The organism is Candidatus Hydrogenedentota bacterium, from assembly GCA_016791475.1.
Taxonomy (GTDB): domain Bacteria; phylum Hydrogenedentota; class Hydrogenedentia; order Hydrogenedentales; family JAEUWI01; genus JAEUWI01.
The window spans coordinates 1-17,918 of sequence record JAEUWI010000076.1; the positions used below are offsets into that span (position 1 = coordinate 1).

The following is a 17,918-nucleotide window of genomic DNA, read 5'->3' on the forward strand; positions in this document are numbered from 1 at the left end:
ACCCATAAGACCCATAAGACCCATAAGACCCATAAGACCCATAAGACCCATAAGACCCATAAGACCCATAAGACCCATAAGACCCATAAGACCCATAAGACCCATAAGACCCATAAGACCCATGAGACTCATAATGTTCCCCGCTCACATCAGTCGCGAGGTAAACCTTCTTGAAACCCCAAAAGTCCCCGCGACCAGCACCATGAGCAGCACGCTGTAGGCGAAGGCCGCACCGACCGACGCCCGCCATTCCATATTGATCTTGACCGCTATCGGAATGTTCGAGGGCTGGTAGAGCAGTATCGAAGCGACAAACTCGCCCAGGCACGTGGCGAATACCAGCGCCGCGCCCGCGCCCGCCGCCGGAGCCACCAGGGGCAACACAATCCGCCGGAAGCAGTGGCGCTTCGACGCGCCCAGCGTCCGGCCCGCTTCAATCAAGGTCGCGTCGAACGTTTCCAGCGAGGCCCCCACCATCCGCGTCAACAGCGGGATGTTGCGCACAAAATACGCCAGGGGCAGCAGCCAGACCGTGCCGTAGATCGGCAGCCATCGCTCGTTGAAGGCCACGATCAGGTTGATGGCGATCACCGTGCCCGGCAGCGCCCAGGGGATCATCACCAGCACATTGAGCCACGCGCCGCCGGGCCGCTTCCGGGCGATCAAATAGGCTGCGGGCAGCGCCATCACCAGCGTCGCCACCATGGCCACGGCGCTCATCCAGAGGCTGTTGCGAATCGGACTGAAGGCATTGCGGCTGGTGAAGAGTTCGGTGTAGTTGGAAAAGGTCATGACCGTGGGCACCAGCTCGGTGTGCCACGATTCATAGTCCGCAAAGGAAAGCCAGAGAATGGTCGCGTGGGGCAGGAGCAGCAGGGCGATGGCCCCCCAGGCCAGGGCGCCGGCCAGAATCCTGCCCCTGGCACTGCCAATAGGCCGGGGCGTGCCTTTGGATCCCGAACCCGAAGCGCCCCGGCGCGACGACCGGAACAACGCAATCCCCAGCAGTGACACCAGCGCCAGCATCACCGTCAGGGTCAACGCGGCGCCGTGGTTGTCCTGATTGCGCGCGACATACACTTCCACGCTGAGCATGGGAAAGCGCCCGCCAAAGAAATAGGGTGCGCTGAACGAGGCGCAGGAAGACATGAAGGTAAGCAGCGAAGCGCCCACCAGCGCGGGCCGCAACAGGGGCAGGGTCACGCGGAAGAACACACGGCCCCGGGAAGCGCCCAACGTCCGCGCGGCCTCCAACTGGTAGCGGTCCATGGAGGCGAACGCGGGGCCCGCCATGGCATAGAAGAAGACATAAAACGAGTAGATGTGGATGATCAAGATCGCCCAGGGCCCCGGCAGCACCAGATCGGGCAATCCCAGCACCTGATCGGCGAAGCGTGTGACGATTCCATCCTTGCCGATGAGGTAATAGAAACTCAGCACACCCACGAGCGGCGGCAGGGTGAAGGGCAGATAGGCCAGGGCGGCCAGCACACGCGACCCGGGAAAGCTGTAGCGCGTGGTGACGAAGGCCAGCGCCACGCCCACAATGCCGGCCCCTGCCACGGAGGCGAGGCTGATACCGATGGTATTGCGAATAGCGGGCCAGGCTTTTCCGCTGCCGATTAGGGAGCCATCCCAGTGGGCAACGGCCTCCAGCATCAGGCGTAACGTGGGATAGAGCACCGTGAGGCCGAGCACCCCGAGGCACAGCGCGAGGAGTACACGGTCCAGTGCCGGTTTATGCCGGTTACTTGACGCACCCTCGGACACCGGGGCTAGAACGCGTCCCGAGGGAGCGCGATATCCTCTTCCACGAAATTGCGGATGGCCTCGTGCTCTTCAGGGTCGATCTTCGTGAAAAGTATCGCCACTTTGAAGTGGTCATCCCCCAGATCATCGGGATCGCAACGCACCACCACGCCCTCGGCATCGATACGGGTATTGGCCGGCGCGGGCAGATCCAGCGCGATCCGCATCCGCGTCATGAGCGCCACCGGCTTGACCGTGTGACACAACACGCCGTTCGCGCTGATATTGTCGATGTGATTCAAAACACCGGGACCCGCCGCGTCTTCAAAGACCGGCACGCCACGACGGCTCCGGGGATAACGGCGCCGTTCATCTCCCTCCATCCGCATGATAGAACCTTTACGTTTGCTGATTTTCCCGACGACTGCACAAGTAAGACCTAATAGTAGCGCACGACTTGGTAAATTGCAATGCGGCAATGCGTGAAGCGCCGGAGAATGGGTCGAATAGGTCCTATGAGTCCGATGAAAAGACTGGTGGATACGCCGCGCCCACAAGACCCTTCACCCGTCACCCATCACCACTTCAATTTCAACCCCACCCTCCTCGAGAGAATCCAACAAGTCGCTTGCCGCCCCCGGCGCCGTGGTGATCAGCCGTTGTACCGCGTCCAGCCCCACAATCCGGCAAAGGGATGTCTTGCCCAGTTTTCCCGGATCCGCGAGAACCGCCGTCTGGCGCGCATTCCGGATCATCACCCGCTCGCTCGCCGCCGCATCTTCGTTGGTATTGTATATCCCCCCCCTGTCCACGCCGCCGGGCGACACAAAAGCCCAGTCCGCATGGTACTCCGAAAGCGTCCGCACCGCCTGCGGCCCAACCAGAAGACCCGCCTCCGGGTGCAGCGCGCCGCCCGAAAGCAGCACGCGAAGATCCGGTAACTGAGACGCCCGCTCGCCCAGCGCCGAGGCAAGGCGAAGGCTGTTGGTAATTACGGTCAAGGGAAAAGTTGGGATATATCGCGACAACGCATAGGTCGTCGTGCCGCCATCCACAAATACGGAGTCGCCAGGCTGCAGCAAGGACACCGCGCGGCGCGCGATGGCCGCCTTCTCCGCCGAATAGCGCGCCGCGCGAAAGGCGTAGGGCAGCGCCCCGTCCTCCACCTGGTCCAGCCGCCGCAAACCACCCCGCGTCCGCTGGGCCAGCCCCTTATCCGCCAGGTCATTGAAATCGCGACGAATCGTCGCCGGACTCGCCCCGATCAGGGCATGGGCCTGCTCCGCGCCAATGAACCGATGGGTATTCAGGTGCTCCAGAATGCGCTCGTGTCGCTCAAGTTGAATCATGAGGAAATACCAACCCTAACAAACTGTTATAACTACGCTTACAATCAAAAACCCATCGATGTCGAATTGCATTTTGATTGATTATGACGTATAATAAGCGAAAATGAGTCATTTAACAAGTGCATTCGCCTTTTTGCCACGGTCCGGCCATGGTAATGCAGACCATGCCGCTACTACGGCACACTTGCGAAGGCCGAGTCTGGGCTTCTGAGATATCCCAGTTGAACCCCGCCTCGTCCGCGAAGCGGACGGGTATTGCATTACCACGGAGGACCGTGGTAACGAGTGGTGTCTCTGCCGCCCAAATTCGTGTAAATTCGTGTCCGTTCGTGGTTCTCCCCCACAACCTGAAATCAGGAGCCCCTGCCCATGCGTGCCATGGTTCTTACCGGCATCCGCGCGATGGAAATGCGCGAGGTACCCGATCCGAAGATCGCCGCCCCCACCGATGTGCTCATCAAGATCTCCCGCGTTGGTGTTTGCGGTTCCGATGTCCACTACTACACCACGGGCCGCATCGGCGTGCAGGTTGTGCAGTACCCCTTCGCCGTGGGCCACGAGTGCGCGGGTGTCGTGGAGGCCGTGGGCCCCGCAGTGACCCATGTGAAGGTCGGCGACCGCGTGGCGATTGAACCCGCCATGCCCTGCTTCGAGTGCGACCAGTGCAAGGGTGGTCGCCCCCACACCTGCCGCAAGCTGAAATTTCTCGGTTGCCCCGGCCAGGCCGAAGGCAGCCTCTCGGAATACATCGTGATGCCGGAGCACTGCTGCTTCCCGCTCAAGGACGAGACCACGCTGGAAGAGGGTGTCCTGAGTGAGCCCCTGGCGATCGGCGTCTACGCCTGCAAGCTCGCGGGCGATCTCAATGGCAAGCGAATCGGCATCCTCGGCAGCGGCCCCATCGGCATGAGCGTACTCATGCCCGCCAAAGCCCAGGGCGTGGGCAAGGTCTACATGACCGACAAGATCGATGCGCGTCTGGCCATGGTTAAAGCGGCGGGCGCGGACTGGACGGGCAATGTGGACCAGCTCGACGCGGTGAAGGCCATCGCCGAGGCGGAGCCCCTGCTGCTGGATATCGTCTTCGAATGCTGCGGCCAGCAGGAAGCGGTGGACCAGGCCATCCAGATGCTCTCGCCCGGCGGCAAGCTCGTGATGATTGGCATTCCCGAAGTGGACCGCATCTCCTTCCAGATCGATCTCATGCGCCGCAAGGAAATCTGCTTCCAGAACGTGCGCCGTCAGAACGAATGCACCGGCATCACCATCGACCAGATCGAAGACGGCACCCTGCCCGCCACGGCCATGGTAACGCACCACTTCCCCTTCGAGCGCACGAAAGAAGCCTTCGATATGGTCGCGGGCTACCAGGATGGCGTGATGAAGGCGATGATTACGTTTGACTGAAGATTACCCCCCCTACCCCCCCGCAAGCGGGGGGGACCGCAAAACGGAAGCCCCCAACGCCCGACGAATTCGAGAACCAAGCAACACTCCCCGCAGTGAAGGTCCCCCCCGCATGCGGGGGGGAAGGGGGGGTAGATCCCAGAGCAGATCGGTCCGATCCGTCTGATCCGTCCGATTTCCCAAAACCAGAAAGCCACCCCACCATGAAAGCAGCCCTCATCACCGCCCCCGGCGTGATCGAAGTTCAAGACGTACCCCAGCCCAAACCCGGCCTGGGCGAAGTGCTCCTCAAGGTTGGCGCAAGCGCCCTTTGCGGCACCGACCAGCGCGTGCTCCGCGGCGAGAAGCCCGTCTCCGTGCAAATTATCGGCCACGAACTCGCGGGCACCGTGGTTGAACTCGGCGAAGGCGTCCACGATATTGAGCTGGGCAAGCGCTACGCCGTGCAGACCGTCATCGGCTGTGGCGAGTGTCCCGCGTGTAAGCGCCACCATCAGATTCGCTGCCTGAAAGGCTTCAAGGCCATCGGCTATGCGTGGAATGGTGGCTTCGCCGAGTATATGGTCATGCCGCGCGAAGGCGTGGAGCAGGGCTGCCTCATTCCCATTCCCGACGACATGAGCGAGGAAGTCGCCACGCTGCTGGAGCCCATCTCCTGCTGCGTGAATGGCCTGCGTTTCTTTCCCTTCGAGGAAATGAAACATGTGGTCATTCTCAGCGCGGGTATCATCGGCGTGTTGAACGGCCTCGTGGCGAAAGCCTGGGGCGCGGAGACGGTCACCATCATGAACCGCTCCCAGGGCCGCCTCGATCTCATCAAGCAACTGGGCCTGCCCTTTGACAACCTCGTGAACACCAGCACCACGGACCCCATCGCCTGGATGAAAGAAAACACCGGCGGCCTCGGCGTCGATGGCGTCGTCTGCGCGGCCTCCGCAAAGGACCTTATCCCCCTCGGCATCGACCTACTCGCGCTGGGCGGGCACCTCTCCCTCTTCGCGGGCGTGTCGAAAGACGATCCGCTGGAGCCCATCGACCTCAACAAAATCCACTACCGAGAATTGCATCTCCACGGAGCCAACAGCTCCGTACGCAGGGACTACGAAGAGGCCATCCGCCTCATCGAAACCGGCGGCATCAACCCTGATCCGCTTATAACGCACCGCTTCGCCCTGGAGGACTTCAACGAAGCCTTCAAGACCCAGGCCAGCACGGAAGTGCTGTCGCTGAAAGTGGTGCTGCAACACTAAAGCCAAATTCATCGGACCGATAGGACGGATAGGACCGATTTGATTCTATCCGTCCTATCCGTCGAATCCGTCCTATCTAACGCCACAGGAGCCCCCAATGAGCTACTTCGAAAAATACGCTGCCCAAATCAAAACCTTCATCGGCGTGTGCCACCAGCTCGCCGCCAACAAATACGTCACCGGATTCGGCGGCAACGCCGCCTGGAAGATGGAGGAAAACGTCCTCCTGATCACGCCGACCCAGATGAACAAAGGCGACATCCAGTTCGACGACGTGGTCTTCATCAACCTGAAAGGCGAAAAGCTCGAAGGGAAGAACCGCCCCACCGGCGAGACGCCCATGTACCTCAACTTCTTCAACGAGCGTCCCGACATCCAGTCGGTCGTCCACTGCCACCCGCCGTACACCAACGCCTTCACCATCACCAAGGGCGTGAACCACCTCATGCGGCCCCTCTTTCCCGAGACCATCACCGAAGTCGGCCCCGTGCCCGTCGTGCCCTTCGCCCAGCCCCTGACCCAGGAACTCGCGGACAACTTCCTGCCCTTCCTGCAGAAGTACAACGCCTTCCTCATGGAAAACCACGGCCTGGTCATCCTCAGCCCCCTCGACATCAAGTGGACCATGATGAATACGGAACTGCTGGAGATGACATCGCTGCACATCCACAGCGCCATCGTCCACGGCGAGATCAAGGAGATCAGCCTCGAGGAAGTAAAGAAAATGGACGCCATCATGACCGGACGAAACTTGCCCTTCATGGGCGCGCCGGGGGTGAACAAGTCGCTGGTGGATGTGTTTTATCCCGAGGGGTGACGCCGGGTCGGTGGACAACGTGGATTCGCCGCGGCGAATCCACATCGTCCACAGGATGCGCTATACTCGGTCGGTGCCCTGAAAAGAACAAGAAAGGCCCCGTCATGATCATCGCCACCCTCCTCCTCACCCTCGCCGCCGCCCCCACCGGCGACCCCTGGCCCATGCACGTCATCGACAACACGTCCATCGGCGCGGATGGCGTGCGCCTGGGGGACTACGACGGCGATGGCCACCCGGACATCGCCACGGGCTGGGAAGAGGGCGGCTCCATCCGCGTCTACCACAACCCGGGCCCGGCGCTCGTGAAGGACACTTGGCCCAGCGTGGTAGTGGGCAGCGTGGGCTCGCCGGAGGATGCGGTTCTCGCCGATCTCGACGGCGACGGCGCGATGGACGTCATCAGTTGCAGCGAGGGCAAGGAGCGCAAGATCTGGGTCCACTGGGCGCCGGCCAATCCCGCCGACTACCTGAACGCCGAAGCCTGGAAGACCGAAGCGCTCCCCGCCGCCGAAAACAAGGCGCAGTGGATGTTTTCCCTGCCCATCGACGTCGATGGAAAACACGGCATCGACCTCGTGGCGGGCTCGAAAAATGAAGGCGCGGCGATGGGCTGGTTTGAGGCCCCGGAAAATCCCCGTGAGCTCGCGGCCTGGCAATGGCATCCGCTGCGCGAGGCGAGCTGGGTCATGAGCCTGATCTCGCACGACATGGACAACGACGGTGATCTGGATGTGGTCTACACCGACCGCAGGGGCCCGAAGCGCGGTACGGGCTGGCTGGAGAATCCCGGCAACGACGGGGACTGGCCCGATCATGCCATGGGCGGCACGGACCACGAGGTCATGTTCCTCACCCCCGCCCAGTTCAGCGTGGCGGGCCCCACCGAGTGGCTCTGCACCACCCGCGACGGCGGGCTGCTGCGCTTCACGCCAGGCGATGGGACGAAGAAGCTGGGCTTCCTCCGATTGGCCTACCAGCACTGGAAGACCGTCGAGCTCCCCATGCCCGAAGGCGTCGGCACCGGCAAGGGCGTCGCCGTGGGCGACCTCAACGGCGACCGCCTGCCGGACATCGCCGTAAGCTGCGAAAACGCGGACGACACGGATGGTCTCTTTTATCTTGAGCAGGGCCACGACGGCTGGAATCCCCGCGCCATAAGCGGCGCCCCTGGCGCCAAGTTCGATCTCGTCGTGCTATACGACATGGATCAGGACGGCGACCTCGATGTCCTCACCTGCGAAGAGCGCGACCGCCTCGGGGTCATCTGGTACGAGAATCCAAAAAAATAGGCTGGAGGCTGGAGGCTGGAGGCTTCAGTCGTCAGGCGTCAGGCGTCAGGCGTCAGGCGTCAGGCGTCAGGCGTCAGGCGTCAGGCGTCAGGCGTCAGGCGTCAGGCTTCTGGCGTCAGGCTCTGATGGGTTTCATACGACCCATACGACCCATACGACCCATACGACCCATAAGACCTATAAGACCCACCCCGCAATACTTTAGGCCCGCTCCGCCATCCAAAAACTGCAACGCCCGATCCCTACTTATAGGAGAACCACAAACACCCCAACCAAACCCCAAGGAGTCCGCCCAATGCCCGCAAGCCTCGGCCCCCACCCCCGTTATCTCGAAGAACTCCGCATCGGCGGTGGATTCAACAGCACGCCCGACGGTGGCGTCGATTTCGATAAATCCGGCAATATCGCCGCCAACGGCACCCTGGACATAGACGGCGCGGCAACCTTCGGCGACAATGTGACCATCGCGGGCGACCTCGAGGTGGCCGGCGTGGACACCACCTGGAGCATCTACCTCCCCGCTTCTCTCGGCATGCCCGACCCCTCGCTGCCCTGTGCCGCTTTCGCCATCGCCAACTGGCGCAACTTCCAGGTCGCCACAGGCTCCCTCGCCTTCGACCAAACCAGCCCCGAAGCCGCCTACTTCCAATTCCGCCTCCCCGATTCCTACGACGGGCGGCCCCTGAAATTCACGATAGAGTGGAGCGCCTCGGCAGGCACGAGCGGAGATGTGCGGTGGGGAGTCCTTCCAATCTCTTTCGCCGATGGATACACGCTCGATGAGACTGGAACAACGACCTACGTGGTTGACAGTTTCATCTCAACGAAATCGACCCATATCTGCACCATCAGTGCGACTCCTACCCACCCAATCGGCGGATCGCTCAATACCGTCCGCATCATTCGGTTGAGCAATCACGCGTCGGATACTTTCAATGCCGATGCGATTCTTATCGGTGTCGGAATCTCTTATTAGACATCGATCAACGTACCGCTGGCCTGCCAACTCACACCCTTGTAGGATGCCAAGTGCAACTTTGTAAAGTGTGCATATTGAAACCAACTGAGAACTCTCCGGCGTTCAATGAACACAACCTGGGGGGCGTTCAGCTTATCAAATACGTTGAGAGTGTTCCTGCGGAACGATAGCTTCCGAAAATTCGCAAAATACTCATAGTAGGGAAGAGATCGCAGTGGTAGCAGGTAGATCGTGTAAATAGGCGCATACATGAACGTGGTGAGAAATTGGGAGAGCTTAAGCTTTGAGCGTACTGACAACCCCTTGACAAACACTCGTCTCACTCGCTCCACAATATTCTCAGCAATCCAGTTACCCTCTTTGCTGTATACCCAAATTATGAACTTTCCGCCAGGCTTAACGTGACTCACGAGATTTCTGACGGTCTTATCTGGGTCGTCGGTGTGATGAATTACCCCAATCGAATACACCACATCAAAGGTTCTTCCTAAGTTCATCTCCGATATGTCCGCCTCAACAAAATCGATATTACTAAACTCAGAGTTTCGCTCGATAGCGACTTCAATTGAGTTGAGGTCTACAGCGACGATATGGTCTGCGTAAGGTGCGACAAAGCCTGTGTGTTGCCCGCCCCCACAACCCGCTTCAAGCACAGACTTGCTTCTGAAATCTTCGAGTGTATTCGGGTGAATCCAGTCCTTGAAAAGAAAAAGCTCGTCATCCCGAAATATTTGCCACTGCTCTAGCCATTGGGGTTGCTTAGTTTGTGTCATGGTGGGGGGCCATTATATGTCGTGCTAATCGAAGGTAATGATTCGTTGCCTTGGCACTTGGCCTTCTCCAGAAGACTCACAAAATGGAGATTTCGATCAAACATCATACTGAACGGAAATGGATATAGGTTTAGGCGATTTTGAACTAGCGTTGGGACGACTCCGTTTCGACTGAATTCGGCTTCCCATTGATGCCATGACCAATAGTTGTATCTTAACCCAACCCCGTGCCCGAAATTCCCGAACCAGTCCATGAACGATAGCACTACACGATCCCATGTCGTCTCGGCAAGATGATCTTTCAAGATCAACCCCTTACCAGAGACCCTGACGATTTCGCACAAGAACTTTTCTGGAGCAACACAATGATGTAGCACATCTGACACCAAACAGTAATCCCATTCCCCGGAATCTGCAGGAATCGATACGCCATCAAACAAGCGAACAGGAATAGATGGATTCGGCCATTCCATGATGTCGACGCCCTCAACGTAAACATCCGGCCTGAGTCGCATTATGCTCAGAGCCAGCATCCCATTCCCACAGCCGACATCAAGAATCCTTGTGTCAGCTATTGGAAGCAGAGAAATGGCCTCAGCTATTTTCCGAGTGCGCCTTTCCATAATAGACCCGCGGTGAACGCGGCCTAATAAATTGGACCATCTGGGCAATAATCAGCTCCATCCCAGTCTACTGTTGATATCTCTGAACCTACAGCTTCTTTTCATCCCTACTTCGTGGCCGCAGCATGCAGCGTAATCAGCCAACGTTCGGCGCTGATGAATCGCCAGCCCCAATCCTTCCACGGCTCGGGGACGCCTTGGGCCTGGATATCCTGGATGGTCTTGCCGGCGTTGACTTGCGCTTTCACGGTGTTGAAGCACTCGTCGATCATGGCGTGGAATTTCTGTAGATCGGCCTTCGTAGAGAGGGGCCCGTGCCCCGGGATGATCTTAACGTCGTCGGGCAGGGTTTCGAGGACCTTCGCAACGTTGGCGAGGTAGCCCTCCACCGTGCCGCCGTTTTCGAGGTCGATGAAGGGGAATCGCCCGGAAAAGAAGAGGTCGCCCATGTGGACGACATTGGCGCCGCGAAAATAAACGACGCTGTCGGTGTCGGTATGCCCGGCGGGCAGGTGGATCAATTCAATCTCTTCTCCGTTGAAGTGGACGGACACCTTGTCTTCATATGTGACAACCGGCAAAGCCTCCTTCGGTTTGTCGGTGCTGAGCCGTCCCCGGACGTTCTCGTGGGCGATGATAACCGCTTCTTTGCCGAAGGCCGCGTTGCCGCCCGTGTGATCGCCGTGGAAGTGGGTGTTGAGCACAAACTTCAGCGGCCCGGGGTTGATGCCTTTGAGCAACTCCCGCACACGGGGCTCGTCTTTCTCGAACTTGTCATCCACGATGAGGATACCATCCTCGCCCGCCGATACGCCGATGTTTCCGCCGCTGCCTTCGAGCATGTGGATGTTGCCCGCGATATGCACCGGTGTGATGGCTTCGTCCTGGGCCTGAACGAGAGCCACACCGGCGGCGAGCACGACGAGGGGAATGAAAAGATAGAGGGCGCGTTTCGTCATTGGAGTCTCCTTGGCTGCTGCCTGCAATTCGCTGTTCCATTTACGATGCCACGACGGTATGCGTATTGCAAGCCGTACGCATTGAGGTCGTCAACGCGGCCCGCCTATGCTCGCCACATGAACGCGCGCTTCGCGATTCATCGGTTTGGGCGCGATCAGGATCTCGACATCCTGCCCTAAGGCGTTAAGAAAGCGAAACAGGCGATCAATTGAAAACCCATCCAGCTTACAACGCACGATATCGCTGACTTTGGCTTGCGTAGTGCCCATGAGCCCCGCAGCTTCGGACTGCGTCAGGCCGCGTTCAGAGAGGGTGCGGTGAATCGCGTTGGCGAGTTGTGCTTTGGCATGAAGGTCGTCCGAATCGGGCAGCGCCAGTAACGCGAACAGATTCCCGTCGGCGGGGACTGTGTTTTCATTTGTTTTCAAAGTCGGACTCTCTTTCCAGCGCTTGTCTCAAACGCGCTTCAATGAGCTCAATTTCGTGTCGAGGCGCCTTAATACCGTGAGTGGATTTCTTCTGGAACACATGGAGCACGTAGACTTGGTGAATCAGGCTGGCTATGTATACCGAGCGAAAGGTATCGGTGTCGTAGCGAACAACAATTTCCATGACCGAAGCTTTAAACCCCTTCAGGGGCTTTTGTATTTCCCGGTGTTTCTCCAGATTGAACGCGGCTCAATGAATAGCCCATCTCCCGGACAACCACCTCCGGGAATGCTTTGAGCACCTTCAAGGAGTCGCCCAGGAATTCGAGCGCTTTCATAGCCACCCTCTAGTTATCCCATATTTGGGATACCGCGTCAAGTCTCCTACTTATTCCCATCCGTCACCCCGGGCCAGGTATCCGTGCGGAAGGGCGATGCGGGCAGTCCCTCCGTGTTGTACAAATTACACACGGGATTGTCGGCCCAGGCGTAGCGCACCGCCAGGGGACTGACCACCGACGCGCTGGTTACCACTACGGTGTCGCCATCAATGCTGGCGTCGGCCCAGACGAACTTCTGATCGGCCCCGGCGATGGCGAAGCCCTTGAGAGGCGCGCCGCCGGGTGTGGTGAGTCCGCCGCCGACGTGGTTGAAGTGGATACGAATTGCGTTGCCCTCGGTGCTGTGGCGGCTGTAGAGCGGCCCGGAATACGTGAGCTTCTCGCCACCGTAGTGCCGCGCCCAGAGCGAAAGGCGACGCCCCACGTCCTGTTTGTTCTGCGGGTGGATGTCTTCCGCTTCGCCAATGTCGATGATGGTGGCCATGCCGGTATTGGGGGACTTGAGGGTCATGAGCTGGGCCTCGCGCAGCTCCGCCCAGGCGCTGGGACCGGGATCGGGCGCGACCGCCATGAAGTTCGCCAGTTGCACATAGAGGAAGGGGAAATCGCCCTGGCCCCACCGCGCGCGCCAGTCGGCGATCATGGCGGGAAAGAGCGTGCGATACTGGAAAGCGCGGCCCGCGTTGCTTTCGCCCTGATACCAGATGGCGCCCTTGACGCCATAGGGGATCAGGGGGTTGATCATGGCGTTGAAGAGCACGCCCGGCACGTTGGGATCGCCCTCCCGCAGGAGCGGCGCGGCGGGCTGGGGCGGGATATCCCGCAGATAGGCGCCGGGCCGGTTCATCCATTCCCCGGCCAGGGAAATCTTCGGGGCATTGGGCACACCGGCGAGGGTGAGGTAGAGATCGTCGGGAATCCCGCAGATCCCGCCCACGTTTCCCATGTCGTATACGCGCACCGCGATAACGTTCGTCCCGGCGCTCACGACGCCGCCGGGCACCGAGTAGTTTCGAAAGACCGTGGCCGACTGAGTACCCTCGTTTTTTCCAACGAGCGTGCCGTTGAACCAGGTACGGTCCATGTCGTTGACGGGTCCGAGGGAGAGGGTCAGGTCCTTACCCGCCCAGTCCGCGGGGAGTTCCACCACTTTGCGATACCACATGAAACCGTCGAGATCTTCATAGCCCGCCTTTTCCCACACACCGGGCAGCGTGGCGGTGCGCCAGTCGCGCGGATCGACTTCTGGAGCGGCCCAGATCGGGTTCCCGTCCTGATGGCCCTTATCATAGGTGGCGAGATTGGCGTTCCACTTCGCCAGGGCTTCCTTGTAAGCCGCTTCAGCTTTCGGAATGTTGGGGGCCTCCGCATCCATCTGGTCCAGCTTCACCTTGAAATCAGGCAGGGCGCGCAGGGCCTCTTCGCTGCACCAGGCCTCGCAGATGGTGCCGCCCCAGGAGCTGTGGACCAGGCCAATGGGCACACCGAGCGCCTGGTGCAGATCGCGCCCGAAAAAGTACGCGACAGCGGAGAAGTTCGGTACGGTCTGCGGCGAGCACACGATCCAGCCGGCCGTTTCCACGTGATCTTTCGGGCTGAAGCTGGTCACGGGGGGCGTGGTGATATAGCGGATGTTGGGATAGTTCGCCGCGGCAATTTCGGCCTCGCGATTTTTCACCCCGAAATCGCCGTTGCGCACGGGCCACCACATGTTGGACTGGCCCGAAGCGATCCACACATCGCCGATGAGCACATCGCTCAGGGTGATGGTGTTTTTCCCCGCGACCGTGAGCGTGTGGGGTCCCCCCGCGGGCAGGGGCGCCAGACGGGCCATCCACGTGCCATCCTTGTCCGCCCTGGCCGTGGCGCTTTGCCCGGCAAGCTTCACCGTAACCCGGTCGCCGGGGGCGGCCCAGCCCCATACGGGTATTTTCATGTCGCGCTGGAGCACCATGTGGTCGGTGAAGAGCGCGGCGAGTCGCACATCGGCGCTGAGCCCGGTGGAATCGGCGTTGCGGGGCGTGGTGGCGCAGCCACTGATGACTACAGCAATGACGAAAAATAAATTACGCAGGATGTGCATGGTGAACTCCCGTAGATTCAGCACGGAATGTGGCATCCGCCTATGGTGTATGCCGCACTCTTTTGTCTCTCCCTGTAAATTGGTCGTTGTGGCAATTTACGATTCCCACATTGTATAAGAAGTACCGACCAAAGGCTATCGTAATCCAACCAGGCAGGAAACGTGTCATGCGCAGCAAATCCTATCCATTGAAATGTGCCGTGGGCATCGCAATCGGACTCTGTGGAATCGCCCAGGCGGCGAACCAGGCGGCGGGCGTGAACCCGGACACGGGTCTGGCCACGGCGGTTCTGGTGGAGGACAAGGCCCTGGCCCACACGACGCAACTGTTACCCGTGGACTCGGGCGGCATGATCGTGGGCGATACGCTGGACGCGCAACTGGCGCAGGTCGTGAAGAATGTCGCCACGGTACTCGGCGAAGTGGGCTCGGGCCTGGAGCAGATTGCCCGGCTGAACGTATACGTTTCGACCAACGCGCAGGTGGGCGAGGCCGAGTTGCTGCTGAAGAATCACCTCGGACCGAACGCGCACCCGGCGGTCACCTTCGTGGTGGCTGCGCTGTCCGACCCCGCCGCGCTGGTGGGGCTGGACGCGATCGCCTCCGTGGACGATGCCAAAGCGCCGGGATCCGTGGCGCGCCACACGAGTGCGGCGCTGCCCGCGCGGAACGGTATCGCCCATGTGGCGGTGTTGCCGAAAGGCCGCGCCCTTTACATCTCCGGCATGGCGGAGCAGGACACCCAGGATCAGGCGGAAGCCTCCACGGGCACGATGGAACAGCTCCACGGCGTGCTCGCGCTGAACAAGATTGGCCCGGAACACGTGGTGCACCTCAAGGCCTACATGAAGCCCCAAAGCGCGGTGCCCGTGGCGGAGAAGGCCATGGCGGCTTTCTATCCCGGCGCGGCGGCGCCGCCCATGACCTTTGTGGACTGGCTCAACGAAATCCCCACGGAGATCGAGTTGATCGCCTGGATTCCCGACGCGAGCGAGAGTGACGACCCGGTGCTGCACTTGTGGCCCGCCGATGTGACGCCGTCGAATGTGTACTGTCGTTATTCCGTGGTAAACTCCCCCTCGCGCATCTACACGAAGGGATTTACCGCGAATGGCGCGCTGGATCCCGCAGGTCAGGTGCACGACATTTTCGCGCAATTAAAGGCGGCCGTCGAGCCGCTGGGCAGTGATTTTCTTCATCTGGTGAAGGCGACGTACTATGTGACCGCGGAGGACACGAGCACCGCGCTAAACCAGATTCGCCCCGAGTACTATGATCCGCAGCGCCCCCCCGCGGCCTCAAAGGCCACCGTAGCGGGAACGGGCTTCGGTGATCGCGGGCTGGTGCTCGATATGATCGCGGTGGGAAAGCGATAGGCGTGCGGGCTGACGGCCGTCAATGCCCCTACCAAACCGCCTCATACCCGTCCGCCGCCAGGTCCCACGTCTTCCCATAGACGTGCACGCGCTTCGTATCTCTGCCCTCGGAATCCTCCAGCGGCAGTCCCGCATGGGTCCAGGCGAGCAGGCTGCCCTTCAGGTTGAAGACATCAAAACCTTTCTGGCGCAGCTCGTCCGCGTAGACGCCGCTCCGCGCCCCTATCGTGCAATAGGTGACCACCGTCTTGTCGCGGTACGTCTCTTCCGCCGCTGCAAAAGCCTCCGCCGTAATAGCGCCGGGAATCATCGACACCGCTTGTTCTTCAGCCGTGCGCACGTCTACAAGCACAACACCCTTGGATTTCTGAAGGTCCGCAACACCCTGGGGAGCAATTTCTTTGACTTCGAGGAAGTCCTTGCGGTACCCCGCATACATGGTCTCGATTTGCTCGAGGGGCGTTGCGTTGGTGGCAGGCGTTGGTCCAATGTCCGTAGAATTACATGCTGTCAGAAGCAGCGCCATTCCCATGATCAAAATCGTTCGTGCGATCATCGTGTTCCAGTATCAGCAGTCATTTTGGCAAAAGCAGACGTAACCCGTGCGGGCCGTTACCAGCGATTTCGAATGGACTCGGGATCCCTTCTAGAGTGCAAGACCGACACGACTTGCATCTCACCATCACGAATCCGATACACGACGGAGCATGGAAATCGGCGAAGCCCTGCCTTGCGGCAATCGTCATCAAATATTGGAAAAGAGGTGGGAAACATCCGTGCGTTATCAACCACCTTCGCAACGGCACTAAGGAAGCGATCTCCCAATCCAGGTCTCGCGGCTTCGTAGTAGTTCATGGAATTGAGCAGCTCCGCCCTCGCCTGTGGATGCAGTCGGATTTTCATCGCGAGGAAAGTATTCTTCTTGCCTCCTCAAAGACATCTTCCGCAGGAATGAGCTCCACCTCGCCCCGATCAATCTCTCCGCAGCGTCGGCGAATCTCCTGGATCCAGGCTTGCTCGACATCCGCATCCATCTCATGGATGGAATCAAACAGGCTATGAGCCAGGAGGAGCCGCTCTTCCTCTGGTAGCGCGCTTGCCGCTTCCAGGATCTCTTGCGCCGTTGTCATGGATTCAGGTCTCCTTTTGCGTGATATTGGCTTACGGGCTCTTAACAGTGTGCCGGGAGCACAGGCCAAAGGTGTCTTCGAGTATGCTTAAATTATAGCATTGATCTCCGCACCTCGCGCCAACTACGTAAACGGCCCAAAGCATGGCCCGAACGGATCTCAACATCGAGAAATTATGAACAAAAATCTCAGCACCACCCTCCGCCTGTTCTATGACCTCATGTCGGCCCACCACGGCAAGACCCACTGGTGGCCCGGGGACACGCCCTTCGAGGTCTGCATCGGCGCCATTCTCACGCAGAACACCGCCTGGACGAACGTGGAAAAGGCCATCGTTAACTTGAAGCGCGAAAAGCTCATGACGCCCCGCGCGATGCTGGACGCCGACCCGGAAGTGCTGGAGGCTGCGCTGCGCCCTTCGGGCTATTTCCGACAGAAAGCCCTCCGCGTCCGCCTTTTCTGCCAGCATCTTGTTGACCACTACGGCGGCAGCGTGGCGCGGATGGCAAAGCGCCCCCTCCCGGAGCTCCGCCTTGAGTTGCTTGCCTTGAAGGGCATCGGCCCCGAGACCGCCGACGACATCCTCCTCTACGCCTGCGAGAAGCCGGTCTTCGTGGTGGACGCCTACACCCGCCGCATCTTCAGTCGCCATGGCCTCGTGCCGGGGGATATCAAGTACGAGGCCCTGCGGGCATTTTTCGAAGAGAATCTCGCCCCCGACGTGGACTACTTCAAAGAGTACCACGGGCTCATCGTGTGGACGGGGAAGGATTTCTGCAAGACGCGTCCGAACTGCGAGGGGTGCCCGCTACAGGGGACGCTGAAGCGCGGGCAGCCGGTGGTGGAATAGTCGCGATTAGATTCCGTGCATGCAGTCGAGATTCGCTGAATAACGGATGGGTGTTGAAGGGGCGGCGAAGATGGCGGGTGCCACCCTCAAGCGGGGCAGCTTCGCTGCGGGAGCTTGTGGGTGAAGGGGCTCAAGCGAGTGTGCTGCCGTTGAGCGCCTATAAGGAACCCAAGCGGTCATAGCCAAATCGCTTGCGAATTTCCGCAAAAAATTTCTTCGCCCGGTATGGCTTCAACGGCACCCGAATCGATTTCTTCTTTCCGGCGCTGTATTTCAATGGTCCATAGTTTCTCCGCTTCTTCCCTAAGCGGTTCCAGCCAGTAATACAGGGCATCAAAGATTTTCAGTTGTTCTTCCACAGGACGCTGGCGGGCCGCTTCAATGATCTCGTCGGCAGTCATGGCGTGCTCCATTTCGCGATCCGTTCGCGGGTCGCTCGCAGGTTCTGATTCTACTTCGCCAAGCGTGCGCCGCCGGAGCGGCACGGTATGCATTACCACGGCGGACCGTG

General features: G+C 59.9%; 19 protein-coding genes and 1 pseudogene. 7 read left to right on the forward strand and 13 right to left on the reverse strand.

The annotated features are described in order from the left end of the window. Nucleotides 1-144 precede the first annotated feature (144 nt). The 3 genes from JNK74_25715 to JNK74_25725 all read right to left on the reverse strand — a co-directional run bounded on the left by JNK74_25715 (nt 145) and on the right by JNK74_25725 (nt 3,098). Nucleotides 145-1,770 carry an iron ABC transporter permease gene (locus JNK74_25715; protein ID MBL7649588.1) on the reverse strand — a complete coding sequence of 542 codons (1,626 nt, stop codon included), beginning with the start codon at nt 1,768-1,770 and terminating at the stop codon, nt 145-147. A 5-nt stretch (nt 1,771-1,775) separates the two neighbouring features. After that, nucleotides 1,776-2,087 (reverse strand): PilZ domain-containing protein, encoded by a 312-nt coding sequence (locus tag JNK74_25720; protein MBL7649589.1) that lies wholly within the window; start codon nt 2,085-2,087, stop codon nt 1,776-1,778. Nucleotides 2,088-2,312: 225 nt separating this feature from the next. Next, nucleotides 2,313-3,098, reverse strand: a complete 786-nt coding sequence (locus JNK74_25725) for a DeoR/GlpR transcriptional regulator (GenBank protein ID MBL7649590.1) — start codon at nt 3,096-3,098, stop codon at nt 2,313-2,315. A 369-nt stretch (nt 3,099-3,467) separates the two neighbouring features. Here JNK74_25725 and JNK74_25730 point away from each other — a divergent pair, with 369 nt between their 5' ends. From JNK74_25730 to JNK74_25750, 5 genes are all read left to right on the forward strand, one after another. Beyond that, nucleotides 3,468-4,505, forward strand: a complete 1,038-nt coding sequence (locus JNK74_25730; protein ID MBL7649591.1) for an alcohol dehydrogenase catalytic domain-containing protein — start codon at nt 3,468-3,470, stop codon at nt 4,503-4,505. Between the two features lie 203 nt (nt 4,506-4,708). Further along, nucleotides 4,709-5,755: an alcohol dehydrogenase catalytic domain-containing protein gene (locus tag JNK74_25735; protein ID MBL7649592.1), complete on the forward strand. Its 1,047-nt coding sequence runs from the start codon at nt 4,709-4,711 to the stop codon at nt 5,753-5,755. A 97-nt stretch (nt 5,756-5,852) separates the two neighbouring features. Continuing rightward, on the forward strand, nt 5,853-6,572 hold the full coding sequence (locus JNK74_25740) for a class II aldolase/adducin family protein (protein ID MBL7649593.1): 720 nt from the start codon (nt 5,853-5,855) through the stop codon (nt 6,570-6,572). A 104-nt stretch (nt 6,573-6,676) separates the two neighbouring features. Beyond that, complete coding sequence (locus JNK74_25745; protein MBL7649594.1) at nt 6,677-7,864, forward strand: VCBS repeat-containing protein; 1,188 nt, start codon at nt 6,677-6,679, stop codon at nt 7,862-7,864. A gap of 295 nt (nt 7,865-8,159) precedes the next feature. After that, entirely contained in the window at nt 8,160-8,840 is a 681-nt protein-coding gene (locus JNK74_25750) for a hypothetical protein (GenBank protein MBL7649595.1), read from the forward strand. Here the strand turns inward: JNK74_25750 and JNK74_25755 are convergent. The 6 genes and pseudogenes from JNK74_25755 to JNK74_25780 all read right to left on the reverse strand — a co-directional run bounded on the left by JNK74_25755 (nt 8,837) and on the right by JNK74_25780 (nt 14,051). Beyond that, entirely contained in the window at nt 8,837-9,616 is a 780-nt protein-coding gene (locus JNK74_25755; protein ID MBL7649596.1) for a class I SAM-dependent methyltransferase, read from the reverse strand. The genes JNK74_25750 and JNK74_25755 overlap by 4 nt on opposite strands. Beyond that, complete coding sequence (locus tag JNK74_25760; GenBank protein ID MBL7649597.1) at nt 9,613-10,287, reverse strand: class I SAM-dependent methyltransferase; 675 nt, start codon at nt 10,285-10,287, stop codon at nt 9,613-9,615. Before JNK74_25760 ends, JNK74_25755 begins: the two co-directional genes overlap by 4 nt. Nucleotides 10,288-10,346: 59 nt before the next feature. Next, a complete protein-coding gene (locus JNK74_25765) occupies nt 10,347-11,198 on the reverse strand; it encodes an MBL fold metallo-hydrolase (GenBank protein ID MBL7649598.1) in 852 nt (283 codons plus the stop codon). Nucleotides 11,199-11,288: 90 nt separating this feature from the next. Further along, the gene (locus JNK74_25770; GenBank protein MBL7649599.1) at nt 11,289-11,627 is read right to left on the reverse strand and encodes an XRE family transcriptional regulator; all 339 of its coding nucleotides are present in this window, start codon (nt 11,625-11,627) and stop codon (nt 11,289-11,291) included. Further along, a pseudogene (locus JNK74_25775) lies at nt 11,614-11,965 on the reverse strand (type II toxin-antitoxin system RelE/ParE family toxin). The gene JNK74_25770 and the pseudogene JNK74_25775 overlap by 14 nt, the downstream one beginning before the upstream one ends. Nucleotides 11,966-12,011: 46 nt before the next feature. Continuing rightward, a complete protein-coding gene (locus JNK74_25780; protein ID MBL7649600.1) occupies nt 12,012-14,051 on the reverse strand; it encodes a 9-O-acetylesterase in 2,040 nt (679 codons plus the stop codon). A 167-nt stretch (nt 14,052-14,218) separates the two neighbouring features. Here JNK74_25780 and JNK74_25785 point away from each other — a divergent pair, with 167 nt between their 5' ends. After that, on the forward strand, nt 14,219-15,427 hold the full coding sequence (locus tag JNK74_25785; protein ID MBL7649601.1) for a RidA family protein: 1,209 nt from the start codon (nt 14,219-14,221) through the stop codon (nt 15,425-15,427). 28 nt (nt 15,428-15,455) lie between these two features. Here JNK74_25785 and JNK74_25790 read toward each other — a convergent pair whose 3' ends face one another. From JNK74_25790 to JNK74_25800, 3 genes are read right to left on the reverse strand one after another with little or no spacing between them, the layout of a single operon-like run. Further along, nucleotides 15,456-15,980, reverse strand: coding sequence for a rhodanese-like domain-containing protein (locus tag JNK74_25790; GenBank protein ID MBL7649602.1), 525 nt, complete (start codon nt 15,978-15,980; stop codon nt 15,456-15,458). Between the two features lie 59 nt (nt 15,981-16,039). Further along, a complete protein-coding gene (locus JNK74_25795) occupies nt 16,040-16,330 on the reverse strand; it encodes a type II toxin-antitoxin system RelE/ParE family toxin (GenBank protein MBL7649603.1) in 291 nt (96 codons plus the stop codon). Further along, complete coding sequence (locus JNK74_25800; protein ID MBL7649604.1) at nt 16,327-16,557, reverse strand: addiction module protein; 231 nt, start codon at nt 16,555-16,557, stop codon at nt 16,327-16,329. The genes JNK74_25795 and JNK74_25800 overlap by 4 nt, the downstream gene beginning before the upstream one ends. Before the next feature lie 175 nt (nt 16,558-16,732). Here JNK74_25800 and JNK74_25805 point away from each other — a divergent pair, with 175 nt between their 5' ends. Further along, nucleotides 16,733-17,407, forward strand: a complete 675-nt coding sequence (locus JNK74_25805; protein ID MBL7649605.1) for an endonuclease III domain-containing protein — start codon at nt 16,733-16,735, stop codon at nt 17,405-17,407. Between the two features lie 176 nt (nt 17,408-17,583). On the opposite strand, the gene JNK74_25810 is transcribed toward JNK74_25805, so the two are convergent. Further along, nucleotides 17,584-17,808, reverse strand: coding sequence for an addiction module protein (locus tag JNK74_25810; GenBank protein MBL7649606.1), 225 nt, complete (start codon nt 17,806-17,808; stop codon nt 17,584-17,586). Nucleotides 17,809-17,918 lie beyond the last annotated feature (110 nt).